This window comes from Iodobacter fluviatilis, assembly GCF_900451195.1.
In the GTDB taxonomy this organism is placed as follows: domain Bacteria; phylum Pseudomonadota; class Gammaproteobacteria; order Burkholderiales; family Chitinibacteraceae; genus Iodobacter; species Iodobacter fluviatilis.
The window spans coordinates 361,354-377,812 of sequence record NZ_UGHR01000004.1 but is presented as its reverse complement, the minus strand read 5'-3'; the positions used below and the strand labels follow the sequence as shown (position 1 = coordinate 377,812).

General features: G+C 49.2%; 11 protein-coding genes and 1 tRNA gene. 4 read left to right on the top strand and 8 right to left on the bottom strand.

Annotation, left to right across the window (positions count from 1 at the left end; translation table 11 throughout):
* Positions 1-268: 268 nt before the first annotated feature.
* The 5 genes from DYD62_RS20420 to rpsU all read right to left on the bottom strand — a co-directional run bounded on the left by DYD62_RS20420 (position 269) and on the right by rpsU (position 5,422).
* Positions 269-345 (bottom strand) — tRNA-Ile (locus tag DYD62_RS20420).
* A gap of 15 nt (positions 346-360) precedes the next feature.
* Positions 361-2,313, bottom strand: coding sequence for an RNA polymerase sigma factor RpoD (rpoD, locus tag DYD62_RS20415; protein WP_099399841.1), 1,953 nt, complete (start codon positions 2,311-2,313; stop codon positions 361-363).
* A gap of 205 nt (positions 2,314-2,518) precedes the next feature.
* Complete coding sequence (dnaG, locus tag DYD62_RS20410) at positions 2,519-4,474, bottom strand: DNA primase (protein ID WP_115229636.1); 1,956 nt, start codon at positions 4,472-4,474, stop codon at positions 2,519-2,521.
* An 88-nt stretch (positions 4,475-4,562) separates the two neighbouring features.
* Complete coding sequence (locus tag DYD62_RS20405; RefSeq protein ID WP_115229634.1) at positions 4,563-5,006, bottom strand: GatB/YqeY domain-containing protein; 444 nt, start codon at positions 5,004-5,006, stop codon at positions 4,563-4,565.
* 203 nt (positions 5,007-5,209) lie between these two features.
* Positions 5,210-5,422 carry a 30S ribosomal protein S21 gene (gene rpsU, locus DYD62_RS20400; protein WP_046350429.1) on the bottom strand — a complete coding sequence of 71 codons (213 nt, stop codon included), beginning with the start codon at positions 5,420-5,422 and terminating at the stop codon, positions 5,210-5,212.
* A gap of 175 nt (positions 5,423-5,597) precedes the next feature.
* Here rpsU and tsaD point away from each other — a divergent pair, with 175 nt between their 5' ends.
* Positions 5,598-6,611: a tRNA (adenosine(37)-N6)-threonylcarbamoyltransferase complex transferase subunit TsaD gene (tsaD, locus tag DYD62_RS20395; RefSeq protein ID WP_115229631.1), complete on the top strand. Its 1,014-nt coding sequence runs from the start codon at positions 5,598-5,600 to the stop codon at positions 6,609-6,611.
* A 62-nt stretch (positions 6,612-6,673) separates the two neighbouring features.
* Here tsaD and DYD62_RS20390 read toward each other — a convergent pair whose 3' ends face one another.
* The gene (locus DYD62_RS20390; protein WP_115229629.1) at positions 6,674-7,324 is read right to left on the bottom strand and encodes a fumarylacetoacetate hydrolase family protein; all 651 of its coding nucleotides are present in this window, start codon (positions 7,322-7,324) and stop codon (positions 6,674-6,676) included.
* Positions 7,325-7,394: 70 nt separating this feature from the next.
* Complete coding sequence (locus tag DYD62_RS20385) at positions 7,395-8,321, bottom strand: CobD/CbiB family protein (protein ID WP_115229627.1); 927 nt, start codon at positions 8,319-8,321, stop codon at positions 7,395-7,397.
* Between the two features lie 299 nt (positions 8,322-8,620).
* Between DYD62_RS20385 and DYD62_RS20380 the strand changes: the two genes are divergently transcribed.
* On the top strand, positions 8,621-9,214 hold the full coding sequence (locus DYD62_RS20380) for a superoxide dismutase (RefSeq protein ID WP_115229625.1): 594 nt from the start codon (positions 8,621-8,623) through the stop codon (positions 9,212-9,214).
* A gap of 191 nt (positions 9,215-9,405) precedes the next feature.
* Positions 9,406-10,539: a pyroglutamyl-peptidase I gene (locus tag DYD62_RS20375; protein WP_115229622.1), complete on the top strand. Its 1,134-nt coding sequence runs from the start codon at positions 9,406-9,408 to the stop codon at positions 10,537-10,539.
* Between the two features lie 93 nt (positions 10,540-10,632).
* Here the strand turns inward: DYD62_RS20375 and DYD62_RS20370 are convergent, their stop codons facing one another.
* Positions 10,633-13,116, bottom strand: coding sequence for a family 20 glycosylhydrolase (locus tag DYD62_RS20370; RefSeq protein ID WP_115229620.1), 2,484 nt, complete (start codon positions 13,114-13,116; stop codon positions 10,633-10,635).
* A 338-nt stretch (positions 13,117-13,454) separates the two neighbouring features.
* Here DYD62_RS20370 and DYD62_RS20365 point away from each other — a divergent pair, with 338 nt between their 5' ends.
* On the top strand, positions 13,455-16,016 hold the full coding sequence (locus DYD62_RS20365; RefSeq protein WP_115229617.1) for a TonB-dependent receptor: 2,562 nt from the start codon (positions 13,455-13,457) through the stop codon (positions 16,014-16,016).
* Positions 16,017-16,459: the final 443 nt, after the last annotated feature.

Sequence of the window (16,459 nt, the reverse complement as noted above, 5' to 3'; positions counted from 1 at the left end):
CGGAGGAAGCCTGACAGAGCACGAGGGGGCGGATACCAGCTCAAACTTATTCAGCCTTCCTGGTCTTGTTTGGGTGCCTGCTCAGAAAGGGACATTTGCGTGATATCAAAGCAGGCAATTTGCGCAAAACAGCACGTCTGGCTGCGGCAAGGAGATTTACTAGGACTCTAATGCGGGTTTCGTGGATTGTTACTGTACTGAAATGCACTTTTTCTAATCCACAAAATCAAACGGCCTACGCACAGATGCGTAAGCCGTTGATTTTTTTTGGTGGGCCTGCTCGGACTTGAACCGAGGACCAAAGGATTATGAGTCCTCTGCTCTAACCAACTGAGCTACAGGCCCATAAGAGGCGCTATATTAACCTTCACTGGCCTGACTTTCAACAAAACTTTTCAGTCTTTCTGAACGAGTCGGGTGGCGAAGCTTACGTAATGCCTTGGCTTCGATCTGACGAATACGCTCACGCGTCACATCAAACTGCTTACCCACTTCTTCCAACGTGTGATCGGTATTCATATCAATACCAAAGCGCATACGCAGCACCTTGGCTTCACGTGGTGTCAGGGTATCCAGCACTTCCTTAGTCGCTTCACGCAAGCCTGCGTAGATAGCGGCTTCAGCAGGAGCCAGATTGTTTGAGTCTTCGATGAAATCGCCCAAATGGGAATCGTCGTCGTCACCAATCGGCGTTTCCATCGAGATCGGTTCTTTTGCGATCTTGAGGATTTTGCGGATCTTGTCTTCCGGCATTTCCATTTTATCTGCGAGCTCGTCAGGAGTCGGCTCAATACCGGTTTCCTGCAAGATTTGCCGTTGAATACGGTTCATCTTGTTGATTGTTTCGATCATGTGTACCGGAATACGAATAGTACGGGCCTGATCGGCAATCGAACGAGTAATCGCTTGGCGAATCCACCATGTTGCGTAAGTCGAGAACTTGTAACCACGGCGATATTCAAACTTATCTACCGCTTTCATCAGGCCGATATTGCCTTCCTGAATCAGGTCAAGGAACTGCAAACCACGGTTGGTATATTTCTTAGCAATCGAAATAACCAGACGCAAGTTAGCTTCAATCATTTCGCGCTTAGCGCGGCGGGCCTTGGCTTCACCCGTCGACATCTGACGGTTGATTTCCTTGAGGTCCTTAATCTGAATCATTGCGTTAACTTGCAACTGAGCCAGAGTTTGTTGCTTTTCCATAATGGCGTGCTGGTAGCGCGCAAGAATGGCGGAATATTTATGACCGTAGTTGATCTCATCCACTACCCACGCCGTATCTGTTTCACGACCTGGGAAGGTTTTGATAAAGTGATCGCGCGGCATTTTTACCCGGACAGTACAGATGTCCATGATTTCACGCTCGCAGCTGCGGATTTCATCCACCATGCCACGAAGCTGATCGCATAGCGATTCAACTTGGCGAGCCGAGAAGCGGGTAATCAGGAAAATGCCAGCAATGGCTTGCTGATGTTCCAGGTAGCTTTTGCCATGTGCGCCTTCTTTAGCCAGCGCCTTGATCATTTTGTCAAAGTGCTCACGCACGATGTCGAAATGTTCACGCACCTGAACTTTTAACAGCTCAAGGTTGGCTTTAGCGGCGGCACTGCCGTCATCTTCTTCGCCGTCTTCCTCGTCTACCGCATCGTCTGCATCCTCTGCTTCCGCTTCAATCACTTCGATTGGCGGAGGGGTGTTTTCGTCTGCGTTAGGATCGATAAAGCCATCAATCACATCATCAATGCGAATCTCATCAGCAAGGCCTTTTTCTACCAAGCCCAGAATATAGGCGACGGTAGTCGGGCAGGCTGAGATCGCCTGGATCATGTGTTTAAGACCGTCCTCAATCCGTTTAGCGATTTCAATTTCGCCTTCACGGGTTAAGAGCTCTACCGTGCCCATTTCACGCATATACATGCGCACAGGATCGGTAGTACGACCAAACTCTGCATCAACGGAAGACAGCGCCGCTTCAGCTTCTTCAGCAGCATCTTCATCTGGCACAGACGGCGCTGCATCGGACATAAGCAGATCTTCTGCGTCCGGCGCTTCGTCGTACACCTGGATGCCCATATTGCTGATCATGCTGATGATGCCTTCGATTTGCTCGGCATCCAGCATGTCATCTGGCAGGTGGTCGTTGATCTCGGCGTAGGTTAGATAGCCGCGCTCTTTACCGAGCACGATCAGCGTTTTAAACTTCGCTTTACGTTGTTCGGGGTCGGCCTTCTGCTCAGCAGATGGCCGATTGACCTCACGGAAATCAGTCCGCGCTTGGTCGTCGTTGTCGATTTCTTGATCTGCCGCCATGACTCTCGAGTTCAGGTATGTTCGGGAAAACCGTAGATTGTATCACAAATTTGTGACAATTCTTCGGCATAAGTAAATCCACCGCATCTCACCAGCCAACAATAATGCCGATTCTGCTGTGACAGTAAGCCACCATAGTCCTCGTTTACCCTGTAAACGCAGGTTATTTAAGACAGCAATCGCTACAATTTGTTGCCAATAATGATCACCGGCGGGATACGAGTGCTGCAAATTCCAGTTTTTCTGCCTCCGTTAGTCCACCATTTGCTTGCTTATAGGTCAGAGCATAAAACCGCTCTTGCATCATAGGGCGAATCACACTGACTTCCACTGCTTTTAAAGTAGCAGCCAGTTGCTCATCCAGCTCAGCCTCTGAGGCTTTATCAAAATACTCTCCGCCAGAAATAAGCAAACGATGTAATACATCGTAGTCAAACATGCCCTGCCATGATTCAACGACTTGCAAACTGGATAAATCCGGATATTTGCAAATCTTTTGAAGCAATTCTTGCGCCAGCCCCATTGCATCGGTCTCTGGCCACGATAACCATACCGGCTCAGTGCGGCGCACCAAACCCGGGTGCGCTAAGACCAGTTGAATCAATTTATGCACAGGCCCAGTCGGTGCGGCTCTGGGTGCAGGTCTTGGCATCAGATGCGCGGGCATCCGTTCGTCGCCGCGCCCCTTCCATTTACCTTTTGGCTGCCAGTTTGGCTTCCATGCCGGGCGGCTATCTTGCCGGGCATACTGCTTGCTTTGCTGCTGTCCTGGTTGCCACTCATTCGACCATACCTGGTTTTCTTGCCAAGGCTCGGGGACAATATCCGCCTGAAAACTTTCACCCGGCACATATTCGGGCACAGATCTTACAGGGCTGCCATCCAAAACGGTGCTTAATTCGCTCATTTCCAAGCGGGACAGCTCTGCAAGACGCTTTCTGATCATCATGCCAAAAGCAGGCGCCTTCACTTGGCTAAGCATAGGGGCGGCTAAGGAAATCAATTTAGCCCTGCCCTCTTCGCTCTCCAACTCAACTTGAGCTGACAATTCTTTCAATAAAAATTGCGCGAGGGGTACGGAATCTTGCAATAGCGCAGTCTCAAACTGTGCTTGGCCAAAGGCCTGCACATATGAGTCAGGATCGTGCTCGGCAGGCAAAAATAAAAATGCTAATTTTTTACCATCAACCAGCTGCTCCAAACTATTTTCTAATGCGCGCCATGCGGCTTTTTTACCCGCTTTATCACCATCAAAACAAAAATAAACTTCGTCAGCCAGCTTCAGTAATTTACGGATATGCTCTGGTGTGCAGGCGGTTCCCAACGAGGCAACGGCGTATTCCACACCATGCTGATTCAGCATCACCACATCCATATAGCCCTCAACCACCAGCACACGGCCGCGATCACGTATCGCGGCTCTGGCTTGTGGTAAGCCATATAGCTCTTTACCCTTCTCAAATACGGGCGTTTCTGGTGAATTCAAGTACTTGGGCGCACCATTGCCCATAATCCGTCCGCCAAAACCAATCACCTGGCTGCGCTGATTCAAAATAGGGAATAACACCCGTGAGCGAAACCGATCGTAGCGCCTGAGGGTATTTTCATCTTCTGCCACTAGGCCCGCGTCTTTAATCACCGGGTTTTGGTCATAATCAGCGAACACCGCCTTTAACGATTGCCCTGCGCTGGGCGCAAAGCCCAGACCAAAACGAGCGGCCGTTCTACCTTCAACACCCCGACTTTTCAAGTATTCGATGGCCGCAGGCGCTGTTTTAAGCTGCGCCCGATAATAATTCATGGCCGTTTTCAGAACGTCATAAATACCGGGTGCTGCCTTGGCTTTTTCGCTCATTGGCGCGTCGCTGACGGGCACCTGCATGCCCACCGATTCGGCCAGCATCCGCACGGCATCGGGAAAACTCATTCCCTGATGCTCCATCACAAAACCCACCGCCGAGCCATGCGCGCCACAGCCAAAACAGTGATAAAACTGCTTGGTCTGGCTTACCGTAAACGAAGGTGATTTTTCTTTATGAAACGGACAACAAGCACTATAATTCTGACCCGCTTTTTTAAGCGGCAGATAGCGCTCAACAACGTCGACAATATCGACACGATTAAGGAGATCTTGAATAAAATCGTCAGGTATTTTTGCCATCTTGTGCTGTTTTCTGCCTTAAAAGATGGTCTGAATAAATAGATTCAGGCAGGTGTAAAAAATTACACCCGCCCGTTAACGCAATGGATTAAGCCGCCATTCCTGCTTTCACCAATTTGGAAACTTCACTCATATCGGCACGACCAGACAAAGCAGCTTTTAACTCAGCCATAATTTTACCCATTGCCGCAGGCGTTTTGCCATGCGCAGCAATTGCAGCGTTTACAGCTGCGGCCACCTCTTCAGGGGAGCACTGCTGAGGCATATATGCCGCCAGTACAGCGACTTCCAGCTTTTCTTTATCCGCCAGATCCTGGCGATTAGCTGCTTCAAACTGCTGAATACTGTCTTTGCGCTGTTTGAGCATTTTTTCAATCACAGCAGTGACCGCAGCATCATCCAGCTCAATTCGCTCATCCACTTCGCGCTGTTTAATTGCAGCCAGCAAAAGACGAATCGTACCAAGGCGATCGGCCTCTTTCGCCTTCATTGCGGTTTTCATATCGTTCTGGATTTGCAGTCTGAGAGTCATGGTCATTCCCTGTGATTGAAGCAGATCACCGCACGATAATACTCTGGGCGCACCATCCAAAATAATCTCAGCCGCAGATTAAAAACGGCTTAGCTACTTTCAGAAGCTCGCTTAATAAGCATTAACACTGCAACGATCAATTGAGTAGAAATGCTAAAAGGCCGCTCTAGGCGACCTTCCGGCATGCGCTGCTACAAAAACTCTTAGTAGAGTTTTGGTGGCAGTGTTTGGCTACGCAGACGCTTGTGCTGACGCTTTACAGCAGCAGCTTGTTTGCGTTTACGTTCAGCCGTTGGCTTTTCGTAGAATTCGCGTGAGCGAAGGTCTGTCAGCAGGCCAGTTTTTTCAACAGCACGCTTGAAGCGACGCATCGCAACTTCAAACGGTTCATTTTCTTTTACGCGTACGTTAGGCATCGAGCAATCCTGTTTTACGATGATCTGAAAGACCGAATCGTTTACATCAATCAAGGCGTAGCATTATCCATAAACTATTGTCACCTGTCAAAGGGTGATCGAGTATCAGTGCTTTATAGATCTGCAACAGCCCGCTAATATAGCGCATTACCTCCCTTTTTTATAGAGTATCGGCATGCTGGTATTAGGCATTGAATCTTCTTGTGACGAAACCGGCATTGCGCTATACGACACGGATGCGGGTTTGCTTGCGCATCAAATCCACTCGCAAATTGCCATGCACACCGAATATGGTGGCGTTGTACCCGAGCTGGCCTCACGAGATCATATCCGTCGGGCGCTCCCTCTTACCTCAGCTTGCCTAGCAGAATCAGGCAAAACACTGGCAGATATTGATGCAGTAGCCTACACAGCGGGCCCTGGGCTTGCCGGTGCGCTACTGGTAGGTGCTTCTGTTGCCAATGCCCTCGCCTTTTCATTGGGCAAGCCAGTGGTCGCCGTACACCACTTGGAAGGACATTTACTTTCTCCGCTCCTAGCCGACCCTGCACCTCAGTTTCCGTTTATCGCCTTGCTGGTGTCCGGTGGGCACACGCAGCTTATGGCTGTGCGCGGCATTGGTCAGTACGAAATTCTGGGGGAAACGGTAGATGATGCTGCGGGCGAGGCATTTGATAAATCTGCCAAATTATTAGGACTAGGCTACCCCGGTGGCCCGGCCCTCTCCAAATTGGCCGAGCTGGGCGACGCCAAGCGCTTTAATCTTCCGCGCCCTATGTTGCATTCTGGCAACTTGGACTTTAGCTTCAGCGGCTTAAAAACGGCCGTACTGCAACTGGCAAACAAGCAGGATGAGCTTGATCCGCAAACACAAGCCGATATTTGCGCCGCATTTCAAGAGGCCGTAGTAGAGGTGCTCAGTAAAAAGTGCCTGGCAGCACTGAAACAAACCGGAATGAACCGCCTCGTGATTGCAGGCGGCGTGGGGGCAAATAAACAACTGCGTGCAGGCCTTGATGCTGCAGCCAAAAAACGCCGCTTTGAAGTCTTTTACCCGCCCCTTGAATTATGTACCGACAATGGCGCAATGATTGCCTTTGCCGGTGCGCAGCGTCTGAAGTTTGCTACACCGGCAGGCAGCTATGCCGTGCAGCCCCGCTGGGATTTATCCAGCTTACCTGCGGTTTAAATTAAAGGCCGGTGTGCAAAAAGGATATTTGCACACCGCTTGTCTTGCTTAAAAAAACACCATCAGGCCACTACAAACTTCTCTTCGATCAAATCGCCCAGCGTCAGCTTGAGCTGATCACCCGAATGAAGCTGCCCCACCCCTTCTGGCGTGCCGGTATAAATTAAATCTCCGGCCTGCAGCGTAAACCGGCTGGAAATCCATGAGATCAGGGTAGCCACATCAAAAGCCATTAATCGCGTATCAGCCTGCTGCTTGCTTTTGCCATTAATTTCTAAAGCGAACTCTAATTCAAACGGATTGCGAATGGCGCTGGCAGGCACAAACTGCGTCAGCACTGCGGCACCGTCAAAACCTTTGGACAGAGTCCATGGCATACCCGCCCGCTTGGCTTCTGTCTGCACATCCCGGGCGGTTAAATCCAGCCCCAGCGCATAACCCGCCACATACTCCAGCGCATTTTCCTTGCTGATATTTTTGCCACCCCGGCCAATGGCCACCACCAGCTCTGCTTCGTGGTGCACATCTTTGGACCATGAAGGCAATTGCAGCGCCTGGCCAGACTGCAAAATGGCGGAGTTAGGTTTAATAAAAACCACAGGCTCGCTGCCGATGCTTGCGCCCATTTCTGCAGCATGAGCAAGGTAATTGCGGGCAACACAGAAGATATTATTTACGCGAAGATCGGTTTGATCGATTCGGATACTGGGCACAGGAAAATCCCTCAGTTTGCGGATGCATTTCCGCTTTTAAATGATTCAAATAAAGTAACAAGCCGACGTATTAAACACGCCCCAGCCAAGAGCCAAGGCTAAAGAGTAATACCAGTGCAATCCACAAAATAGCCGTGCGCCAGATCAAACCAACTGCGCTCGCCAGATAATCGGGAGTTGCAGCCTCGCCCACACCCAGCTCCGGACGAAACTTCACCGTGTGATCCTGATGCAGGGTATCGCCAAGGCGTACACCAATGGCACCCGCGCCACTCGATAGCAAAATGCCATCGATATAATCTGTCCAGCTTTGCGCCTGAGTGCGCCAGCAATACACCGCATCTTCAAAATTGCCCATAATTGCAAAGCTGGCAGCCGTAAGCCGCACAGGCAGATAATCAAGCAACTCTAAAATCAGTACAGAGAAACGCCCGAACGCACCCGAGCTGCGTCCCCACTTTTGCGCGAGCAAACTGGCTGAACGATAGAGCAGCGCACCAGCCGGGCCAGCAAACCAAGCCAGCACCACAAACCAGAATAAAGTACCAAATACATAGCGATAAGAATCTGCAAGGCCTTGCTCAATCGCCATTCTGGAAACTTCATCTGCGCTCATTTCAGACGTATGCTGCCCGCTCCAATCAGCCAGCAATGCACGTGCAGTGTCTAAATCCTCTGCCTGCAAGGCTTTTGAAATCCCCGAAAAAGCATGGCTAAACTGACGAAAGCCCATGGTCAGATACAGGATGGCCACATCCCAAAGCAGAGCAAAGCCCACATTCACACGGCATAACAAGAGGTAAACCACAAACGATACAATCAGGAGTGGCAATACCAATAGCAGCCAAGCCCCCATACCATTGCGAAACTCTCCTGCGTTTAAACCACGCTCCAGTTGATTAGCAAGGCGTACAAAAGCCAGCGTAAACAGATTGCGGTTGGATAATGGCCGGAACTGCTCCAGTGCCAATGCAATAATAAGTGCGAGGATAGTCATTTTTATATTCCCGAAGCCGGTCTTGCCGACAACTTTTGCAGACGGCGAAAGATACCACAGGCAGCCGCCAGCCCCAAAACGTGGATCGAACAGCGCTAATAATTTTAATTATTGCAAACATAACGTAAGCAGTGCGACTTAGCGACAATTTGGAACAGATTAGCGACTTAATTTGCCAGAAAGCTGGCAAAATACCGGCACTATTTAACATCCTGCTTAGCGCTTGAAAAAAGACGGCTTAGTCCCAATATTTAACTGAGCTGTTTCGCGCCTAAAAACATACCCGATCGGAGATCACGATGGAACACAAGCTACCAGAATTGCCTTACGCTCAAGATGCATTAGCACCATTTATGTCTGCTGAAACATTGTCATATCACTATGGCAAGCATCATCAGACTTACATCACTAATTTAAACAATTTAATCAAAGGCACTGATAACGAATCTTTGTCGCTTGAAGAAATCGTTAAAAAAGCCCCTGCTGGCGGCCTGTTTAATAACGCGGCTCAAGTTTGGAACCACACTTTCTTTTGGCTGGGCTTTAAGCCTAATGCAGAAGCTGCAGACCGCGCTCCTGCTGGTGCTCTGGCTGCTGCAATTGATGCAAAATGGGGCTCGTTTGCTAAGTTCCAAGAAGCATTTAATACATCTGCAGCCGGCAACTTTGGCTCTGGCTGGACATGGCTAGTTAAGAAAGCAGATGGCTCACTCGATATCGTAAACACTTCAGCAGCGGCAACACCACTGACAACAGCTGACACTGCGCTGCTGACCTGTGACGTGTGGGAACACGCTTACTACATCGACTACCGCAACAGCCGCCCTAACTACCTGACAGGTTTCTGGAAGCTGGTTGACTGGGATGTGGTTGCTGCACGCTTAGCAGCTTAATTACTGCATTCAGTATGCTTGATACTGGCTTGTGCTCAGGTCTGCATCAAGCAACATACTGATACATCAAAAACGTCTGGCGCTTACATACAACAGTATGCAGGCTCAGACGTTTTTTTATAGCTGCAGGAAAGCACACCGGCTTATGCTCTGGCAATTAATACTCCAGCAACCAAAAGGACAATATTTAAATGATATTAAAAGCGGCCTGCCTCTGCCTTAGTCTGATTTTTAGTGCCTCCAGCCTTGCTGCCAGTGAGGAAGAAAACCGATCAGAGGCTGCCAAAGCCGCAATGCCACATTTACTGGCCCCTTTTGAAACGCAAATCAGCAAACTAAGCGCAAGCTTAGCTAAGGCAAAAAATAGTACGGAAGTGGATGCCTTATTGATCAGTGCCGGGCAGACGCTATGGAATGATGCCCGCCAGCAAGCACGGCAAACCACTGATGACCGGCCACTCTACTGGGCACGCCTTGCTATTACTCAACAAATCCGCGATGGCAAATTAGGCTTTGATGCAGATGCCACCCAAAGAAACAGCTGGCTGGCCCTGTTTGAGCAAAACAGCCGTGGCATTCAGGATATCCGCTACACCCAAGGGGTAAAACGCATCCTGCTTACGGGCTTTGATCCTTTTTTGCTGGACAGAAACATTAATCAAAGCAACCCTTCCGGCCTAGCGGCCCTGCTGCTGGATGGCAAATTTATTGAAGTAAATGGCCAGCGGGCGCAAATCGAAACGGCCATTGCCCCGGTGCGCTTTGCCGATTTTGATGCGGGCTTTGTGGAAGACCTGCTTACGCCCTATCTTAAAGACCCTGTCGATTTAATCGTAACCATCAGCATGGGGCGTAAAGATTTTGATTTAGAGCGCTACCCGGGCAAACGCCGCTCGGCTGATTTTCCGGATAATTTAAATATTAAAACGGGTGGAACACTGACAAATCCTGTACTGCCTCTACTCAAAGGCAAGACTTTGCCGGGTGCAGAATTTGTAGAGTTCAGCCTGCCTATTAAAAATATGCTCACCGTACAAGCCCCGTTTATCGTGCACGATAACTGCACCATCAGCACTCTGCGGCAAAAAGGGTTTTGCCCAAAAAATCTGGCCGAATTGGCCAAAGAAGTATCGGTAGAAGGCTCTGGCGGTGGTTATTTATCCAATGAGATTTCCTACCGCAGCCTGCGCCTGCGCGATCAGCTGGGGGTAAAAGCCCCTGTTGGCCATATCCATACGCCTGCAATTAAGCAATACGATGCGGATAAAGAAGCGGCAATTGTTCAGCAGATTGAAGAGATGTTGAAGGCGGCGTTAGCGAAATAGAGGCATAAATCTTAGGGTGCAAAACGCCAGAGGCGTGACGCACCGTGACACAGCGGTGCGCAAGAAAACACCTTGCGCACCCTAAGAAACGCTTTAAGCCACTACCGTCTTGCTCTTACGCCCTGTGCGGCTAAAGCTTGCGGCTTTGATGACGCCTTCTGCTGTAAATGGCCCGGTGTAAAGTGCCGATTGCGCATTGGGCTCGCTGCCATCCAAGGTGTAACGCAGAGCCAAGCCCGGCGCGGATACATTCAGGGCAACCTTGCCATCCACACGCTGCACACCCGGCAAGGGAATCCGGTAGCCATAACCACCGACAAAACCATCCAAACGAGGCATATCGCGCTGGCCCAGGCGGTTTGCAAATTGATTCCAATCTGCATCCATTTTTGCTGCCCTTTCGGATTTATCGCTGATCTTAGTCCAGCCCGGGTCCGCTGCCCAAGCACGCTCTGCCAACGCAATTACCCGTGGCATCGCCAAGTATTCAACCCGTCCCTGGCTGCGTGCATTTTCGCCCCAAAGCTGGCCCTGTATACCCAGCACATTTTTAGTGCCCTCAGGCGTTAGGCGCTGCATTTTAGCAAGGCTTTCTGCATCCAGCGGCTGGCCAAATAAATTGACCGTGGCGGTGGTGTAAATATCCAGCGGGCAAAATTCATAAGCGCCGCGCGTTTCAATAAAACCACCCCAGTAATAGCCCGGCTCTTGCGGATCTTTGGCGTAGGACAAATCGAAATACAGATTAGTCACATTCGACAGCACCACCTGATAGCCCGCATTAGCCAGCTGATAGGCAAAATCTTCCTGACCCCAGCCCCAGACATTATTCCAAACATAGGGCTGGAATTTAGCGTCTACAAACTCTGGGTTTGGGCCATGCTTGCCATCTTGCTTAGACAAGGCGATTTCTTCCCAGCCGCCGAAGACCAGATTGTGCTTTTGCAGCAGGGTGCGATAACGCGCAAGGAAATAATTTTGTAAACCCTGAATCGAAGTAATACCCTGCTCTTGCATAAAGGCCTGACAAATGGGCGAACCTTCCCACGCACCATGCGGCACTTCATCACCGCCGGTATGCATCGTAGTCAATGGTGCGCCTGCCTCGGCAAACATCGCCTTCATATCCACCAAAACTGTTTCAATAAAGCGATAGCAAGACTCCTGGCCAATACACATCACATTGTCGTGCCACAGCTGCACCGATTCATACTTGGACTGGTCATTAAAATCGCTCAGCAGATATTCCTCTGCTCCAGCCAGATTACCAGCTACTTTTAAACGCTCATAGCGTAATTCCATTGCCTTGATCGCTGCGCGGGCATGGCCAGGCACGTCGATTTCAGGAATTACCTCAATATGGCGGGCCGTAGCAAATTGCAAGATTTCAATAAAATCTGCGCGGCTATAAAAACCCGTTCCGGCCGAGCCCTGCACCACCGCGCCCGAACCAAAACTTGGCAAGAGGCTGTGTTTTTCATTTTCACTAAAACCACGTAAAGCACCGATCTCAGTTAGCTCAGGCAAAGATGGAATCTCTAAACGCCAGCCTTCGTCGTCGGTTAAATGGAAGTGAAATTTATTGAGCTTGTATAAAGCCATGCAATCCAAAAGCCGTAAGACCGTTTCCTTGCTAGAAAAATTACGACCTACATCCAGATGCATACCGCGATAAGCAAAACGCGGCGCATCAATCACATAGCCGAAAGGCACGGCCAGGCTAGCCTGCGGATTAAGATAGCTGTCTACTGGTAAAAGCTGACGCAGCGATTGAATCCCATTCATCACCCCTGCCGCACTTGCACCCGTAATCACAACGCCAGCGGCACTAATTTCTAGGCTGTAAGCCTCCATTGGTGCGCAGCTACCGGCCACATCCACCTTGCCCAGCTGCAAAGTGATGCCAGCACCACGGCTGGCTCTCTGTAATTCCACTCCCGATACATCGTGCAAAGCAGCACGCAAAAAGGCCGCCTCTTTAGCCAGCGCCTCGCCATGCACAATCAAAGTTGCCGCCGTAATCAGGTACTGGCCCACATCCCAACGCGCCTCTATCGGTGTTGGCGTAATTTTGCCAACGGCATCGCTAGGTAATAGCGTGAGCGCCTGGTTCTCAGTAAAACGTAATGCAGGCGTCATCAAAGGCACGGCATCGTTTAAATTACGATTACATTGCTCCGGACGGCTGAAAGGCACGATCTGTGGATCACCAATGGCATCGGCCACCGCATTGCCATAAACGATATAAAAGCCCAGCGGCGCATCGGTTTCGTTAATAACCCAGAAGATCCCCTGATAGCGCACCACCATTGAAGCGCCCGCAGGCAGGCCCGCAAAATCAGCAGCAGGAACAAAGCGTGAAACGTCGCCGTTTACATGCTCCATCTCCACGCCGCCTTGCACCGTCTCAGGCTTAATCTTGCGGCAGGTATTGAAATAAATGGCCCAATCCTGCCCGCTTAAAGCGACATCCGACAGATTAGTAATCGTCAGCTCGGCTAAAAAGTGATCGCCCTCGTAATGATTAGTCAGGCATTCCCACTTCAACTGTAATTGTGCACCCGCTGGCTGCGTCATCTTGTCTTCCCTTCTCGTTTTTATATGAAAACACCACGCTCAAAAGAGCAACCCGAGTGTAGAAGCAATCAATCATGTAAACCAGCCGGAGGCTTTGCTTGTATTGCGGAGTTTGATAAAGCCTCATCGCACGGGCCCCCATCAAAGACAAAACAGATGCCGCATCCGCACCGAGAGAAAGGTGATTCATTGCAACAAGTGTCATAAGCGCGCAACAAATCAGATGACTTACTGTTTTAAACGGGAATATTTACAAAGTAATTGTTACGATCGGGCTACACGCTTACTTACAGCGGCAAGAAATCAAAAATCCAAGCTCTACCCGAGGATACACAGAGATGAAATTCCCTTTAAAAGCACTTACCTTAGCGATTGCCAGCATCAGCTATGTATCAATTGCGGCAGCAGAAGACACCCCCAACAAAGTTCAGCGTGTTGAAGTAACAGGCTCAAGCATCAAGCGCGTTCAGAAAGAAGGTGCTGCTGCAGTTGAAACAGTAAACAAAAAAGCGTTGGAAAAAACGGCAGCAACTACAGTTCAAGAAGTCGTGAAGAACGTAGCCAGCCTCGATTTTGATGACTCCTATGAACAAAAATCGAACTACCCCTCTGCATCTGGCAGTGCTTTTATTAGCATGCGTGGCTTAGACAGTGGCGATACCTTAATTCTTCTGGATGGGCGCCGCTTACCAAAGCACGCAATGTCTGGCGGACAGTCTTTCGATATTAATGCCTTGCCAATGTCAGCCATTGAGCGTGTAGACATCTTGAAAGATGGTGGCTCAGCTATTTATGGTGCTGATGCAGTGGCTGGTGTGGTGAACTTTATCACCAAGAAAAATTATCAAGGCGGTGAGATTCGCAGCTCGATTGGCCAATCCAGCCGTGGTGACGGCACCGAGAAAACGGCAGGGATCACAGGCGGTTTTGGTGATTTGGAAGAAGATGGCTTTAATTTCTTTGGTTCATTTGACGTATTAACCCGTGATCCAATTTTAACTAAAGACCGGGATATTTCTAAGACTGCTGACTACAGACGTTTTGGCGGCTCTGATTTGCGCAGCAGCTACTCTCCATATGGCAACGTTCAAATTAATAAGAAATGGACACAAGTAGCTCCTGGCTGCCCTGCTGATCTCATCAAGAGCAACGGCCAGTGCTCTTATGACTTTAACCAAGATGTACTGACATTGAGCACAGGTGCAGACCGTAAAAACCTGATGATGCTTGGGCGGGTCAAACTGAACGAAAAGACTCAAGCCTATGCTCAGTACTTATATGCAGAGAGCAATGATCATTTTGAAGCACATCCTGCTCCAGGTGGGATGCCCTACTACAAAAACGGCCAGATGATCGATAAGAATGGCAATGTAACAACCGACCCGGCTAAGCAGGTCTATTTTAATGGTCGCTTTATGCAACCTGGGCTGCGCGTTTCGGAAAAAGAAAACAAGCTAAGCAATATCGTACTGGGCGTTGATGGTCAAATTTTTGATTTTGACTGGAGCATCGCTGGCGGTTACGGTGTAAGCACCAACAACAATAGAGATAGCGGTGTACACAAAGGCAAATTCTTTGATGCGCTGGCTAATCAACTCATTGATCCTACTTCAAGCAACAACAATCAAGCGGTTATTGATAGCCTGAAGATTATTTCACAGCGCGAAGCAAAGCTTGAACAAGCGTATTTTGATGCCAAAGTGAGTGGTGAAACAGGTCTGACACTGGGTGGCGGCGCGGTTGTGTTTGCGCTTGGCACAAGCTTCACGCATGAAAAACTAACTGATATTCCTGATTATCTGCAGCAAAATGACCAAGTTTATGGCTCGATCAAGCAGGTGGTAACTGAAGGGTCACGTAGTGGTAAAGCCGTGTTCGGTGAGGTGATTGTCCCTGTTCTGAAGTCATTAGAACTGCAAGCTGCGTTACGTTATGACAGCTATCAAGGTGGTAATTCCAAGTTTTCACCGCGCTTTGCTGCACGTTTCCAGCCAATTTCAAACCTGATGGTTCGCGCTTCCTATTCAGAAAGCTTCCGCATGCCAACCCTGCAGGACCTGTATCAAGGCCCATCGCAAGGCGCACATACCTTCTCGGGTTCAGAATGTGACTACCTACCAAATCTGAGTGCTACGGATCTGGCTGATTGCAAGAAAAACGGCATTAATGGTCAACGCACAACCAGCAGCAACCCTGATTTGAAACCAGAAAAAGGCCAATCTATCAATCTGGGCTTGGTTGGTGAAGCAGGTCCATTCAGCGGCTCAGTTGACTGGTGGATGATCAAGAAAGACGATGTTATTTCTGATCAAACTTACCTCGAAGCACTTCAAGCAGGTCAAATTGCACCAAGTGCTGAATATGGCTGGATGATGTCCCAGAAGAAGAAAAACCGTAATAAGCAAGAAAATATAGGTATTGATACCGATATGAAGCTGCGGTTCCCAACTTCACTGGCTACATTCACCTTTAGCAATAACAATAGTTATTACTTGTCGCTCAAAAAATCGAACGATACAGGTTCAATGGAAGACTGGGTTGATACCTATGGCGAACCACAATGGCGTAACACTTTCCGCTTCGATGTAGAGAAGGACGGTTGGAGCGGTGGTGTGGGTGTTCGTACTACAGCCAGCTTCCAAGATGTTAATGCAAGCCCGGATGATAAAGAAAACTACGATCCGGAAGCTAACCGTATTGCCAGCCATACCGAAGTTGATCTGACCTTGGCTTACACCGGAATCAAAAACCTGAGAATCGATGCTGCGGTGAAAAATGTATTTGATCGTATGCCTCCATTCTCGAATGTAGCCTCTGGAACCTATTCGGCGCCTGGCTTTGCACCACTGTATACAGCGCGTGGTAGCTTCTACCAATTAGGTGTGAAGTACTCATTCTAATTTAAAGCTAGATGAGACCATCCCCAGCAGAATCAACCTGACTCTGCTGGGGATTTTTGTTTAATATAAACACATCAACTGATTCATTCTTGTCTCCAGTGAATGTTAGCGCATCACCCACACAGCTACATTCGCTGCCGTTGGGGGCTGAACAAGGCAAATGCAGCGCACATCTCTAGCACCAAGCCGCTGAACTTTTCTGGCCAAAGCATTACGAACAGCCATTCAAGGACAATGACTCAAGACAGGGCTGGATGATTAATAGGAATATTTCCCCCTAACACAGCATTAACTAAAAATTAAGCATATTAAAATATTCAACCAAACTAACAGTAAGCAAAACCAAGAAAATGCCTTTCGCAAGTCAGCATAGCCTGCTAAAAATCCCATATAGTTAAATCGCTTTGCCGATATTCGAGGCGAAATGAGTCGTTTTTGGGTAT

What these genes read in the sequence shown, in the direction of transcription:
- rpoD (WP_099399841.1), bottom strand. Translation starts at nt 2,313, where the DNA reads ATGGCGGCAGATCAAGAAATCGACAACGACGACCAAGCGCGGACTGAT.
- DYD62_RS20380 (WP_115229625.1), top strand. Translation starts at nt 8,621, where the DNA reads ATGGAACACAAGCTACCAGAATTGCCTTACGCTCAAGATGCATTAGCA.
- DYD62_RS20385 (WP_115229627.1), bottom strand. Translation starts at nt 8,321, where the DNA reads ATGACTATCCTCGCACTTATTATTGCATTGGCACTGGAGCAGTTCCGG.
- DYD62_RS20375 (WP_115229622.1), top strand. Translation starts at nt 9,406, where the DNA reads ATGATATTAAAAGCGGCCTGCCTCTGCCTTAGTCTGATTTTTAGTGCC.
- DYD62_RS20405 (WP_115229634.1), bottom strand. Translation starts at nt 5,006, where the DNA reads ATGACTCTCAGACTGCAAATCCAGAACGATATGAAAACCGCAATGAAG.
- DYD62_RS20365 (WP_115229617.1), top strand. Translation starts at nt 13,455, where the DNA reads ATGAAATTCCCTTTAAAAGCACTTACCTTAGCGATTGCCAGCATCAGC.
- tsaD (WP_115229631.1), top strand. Translation starts at nt 5,598, where the DNA reads ATGCTGGTATTAGGCATTGAATCTTCTTGTGACGAAACCGGCATTGCG.
- dnaG (WP_115229636.1), bottom strand. Translation starts at nt 4,474, where the DNA reads ATGGCAAAAATACCTGACGATTTTATTCAAGATCTCCTTAATCGTGTC.
- rpsU (WP_046350429.1), bottom strand. Translation starts at nt 5,422, where the DNA reads ATGCCTAACGTACGCGTAAAAGAAAATGAACCGTTTGAAGTTGCGATG.
- DYD62_RS20370 (WP_115229620.1), bottom strand. Translation starts at nt 13,116, where the DNA reads ATGACGCAGCCAGCGGGTGCACAATTACAGTTGAAGTGGGAATGCCTG.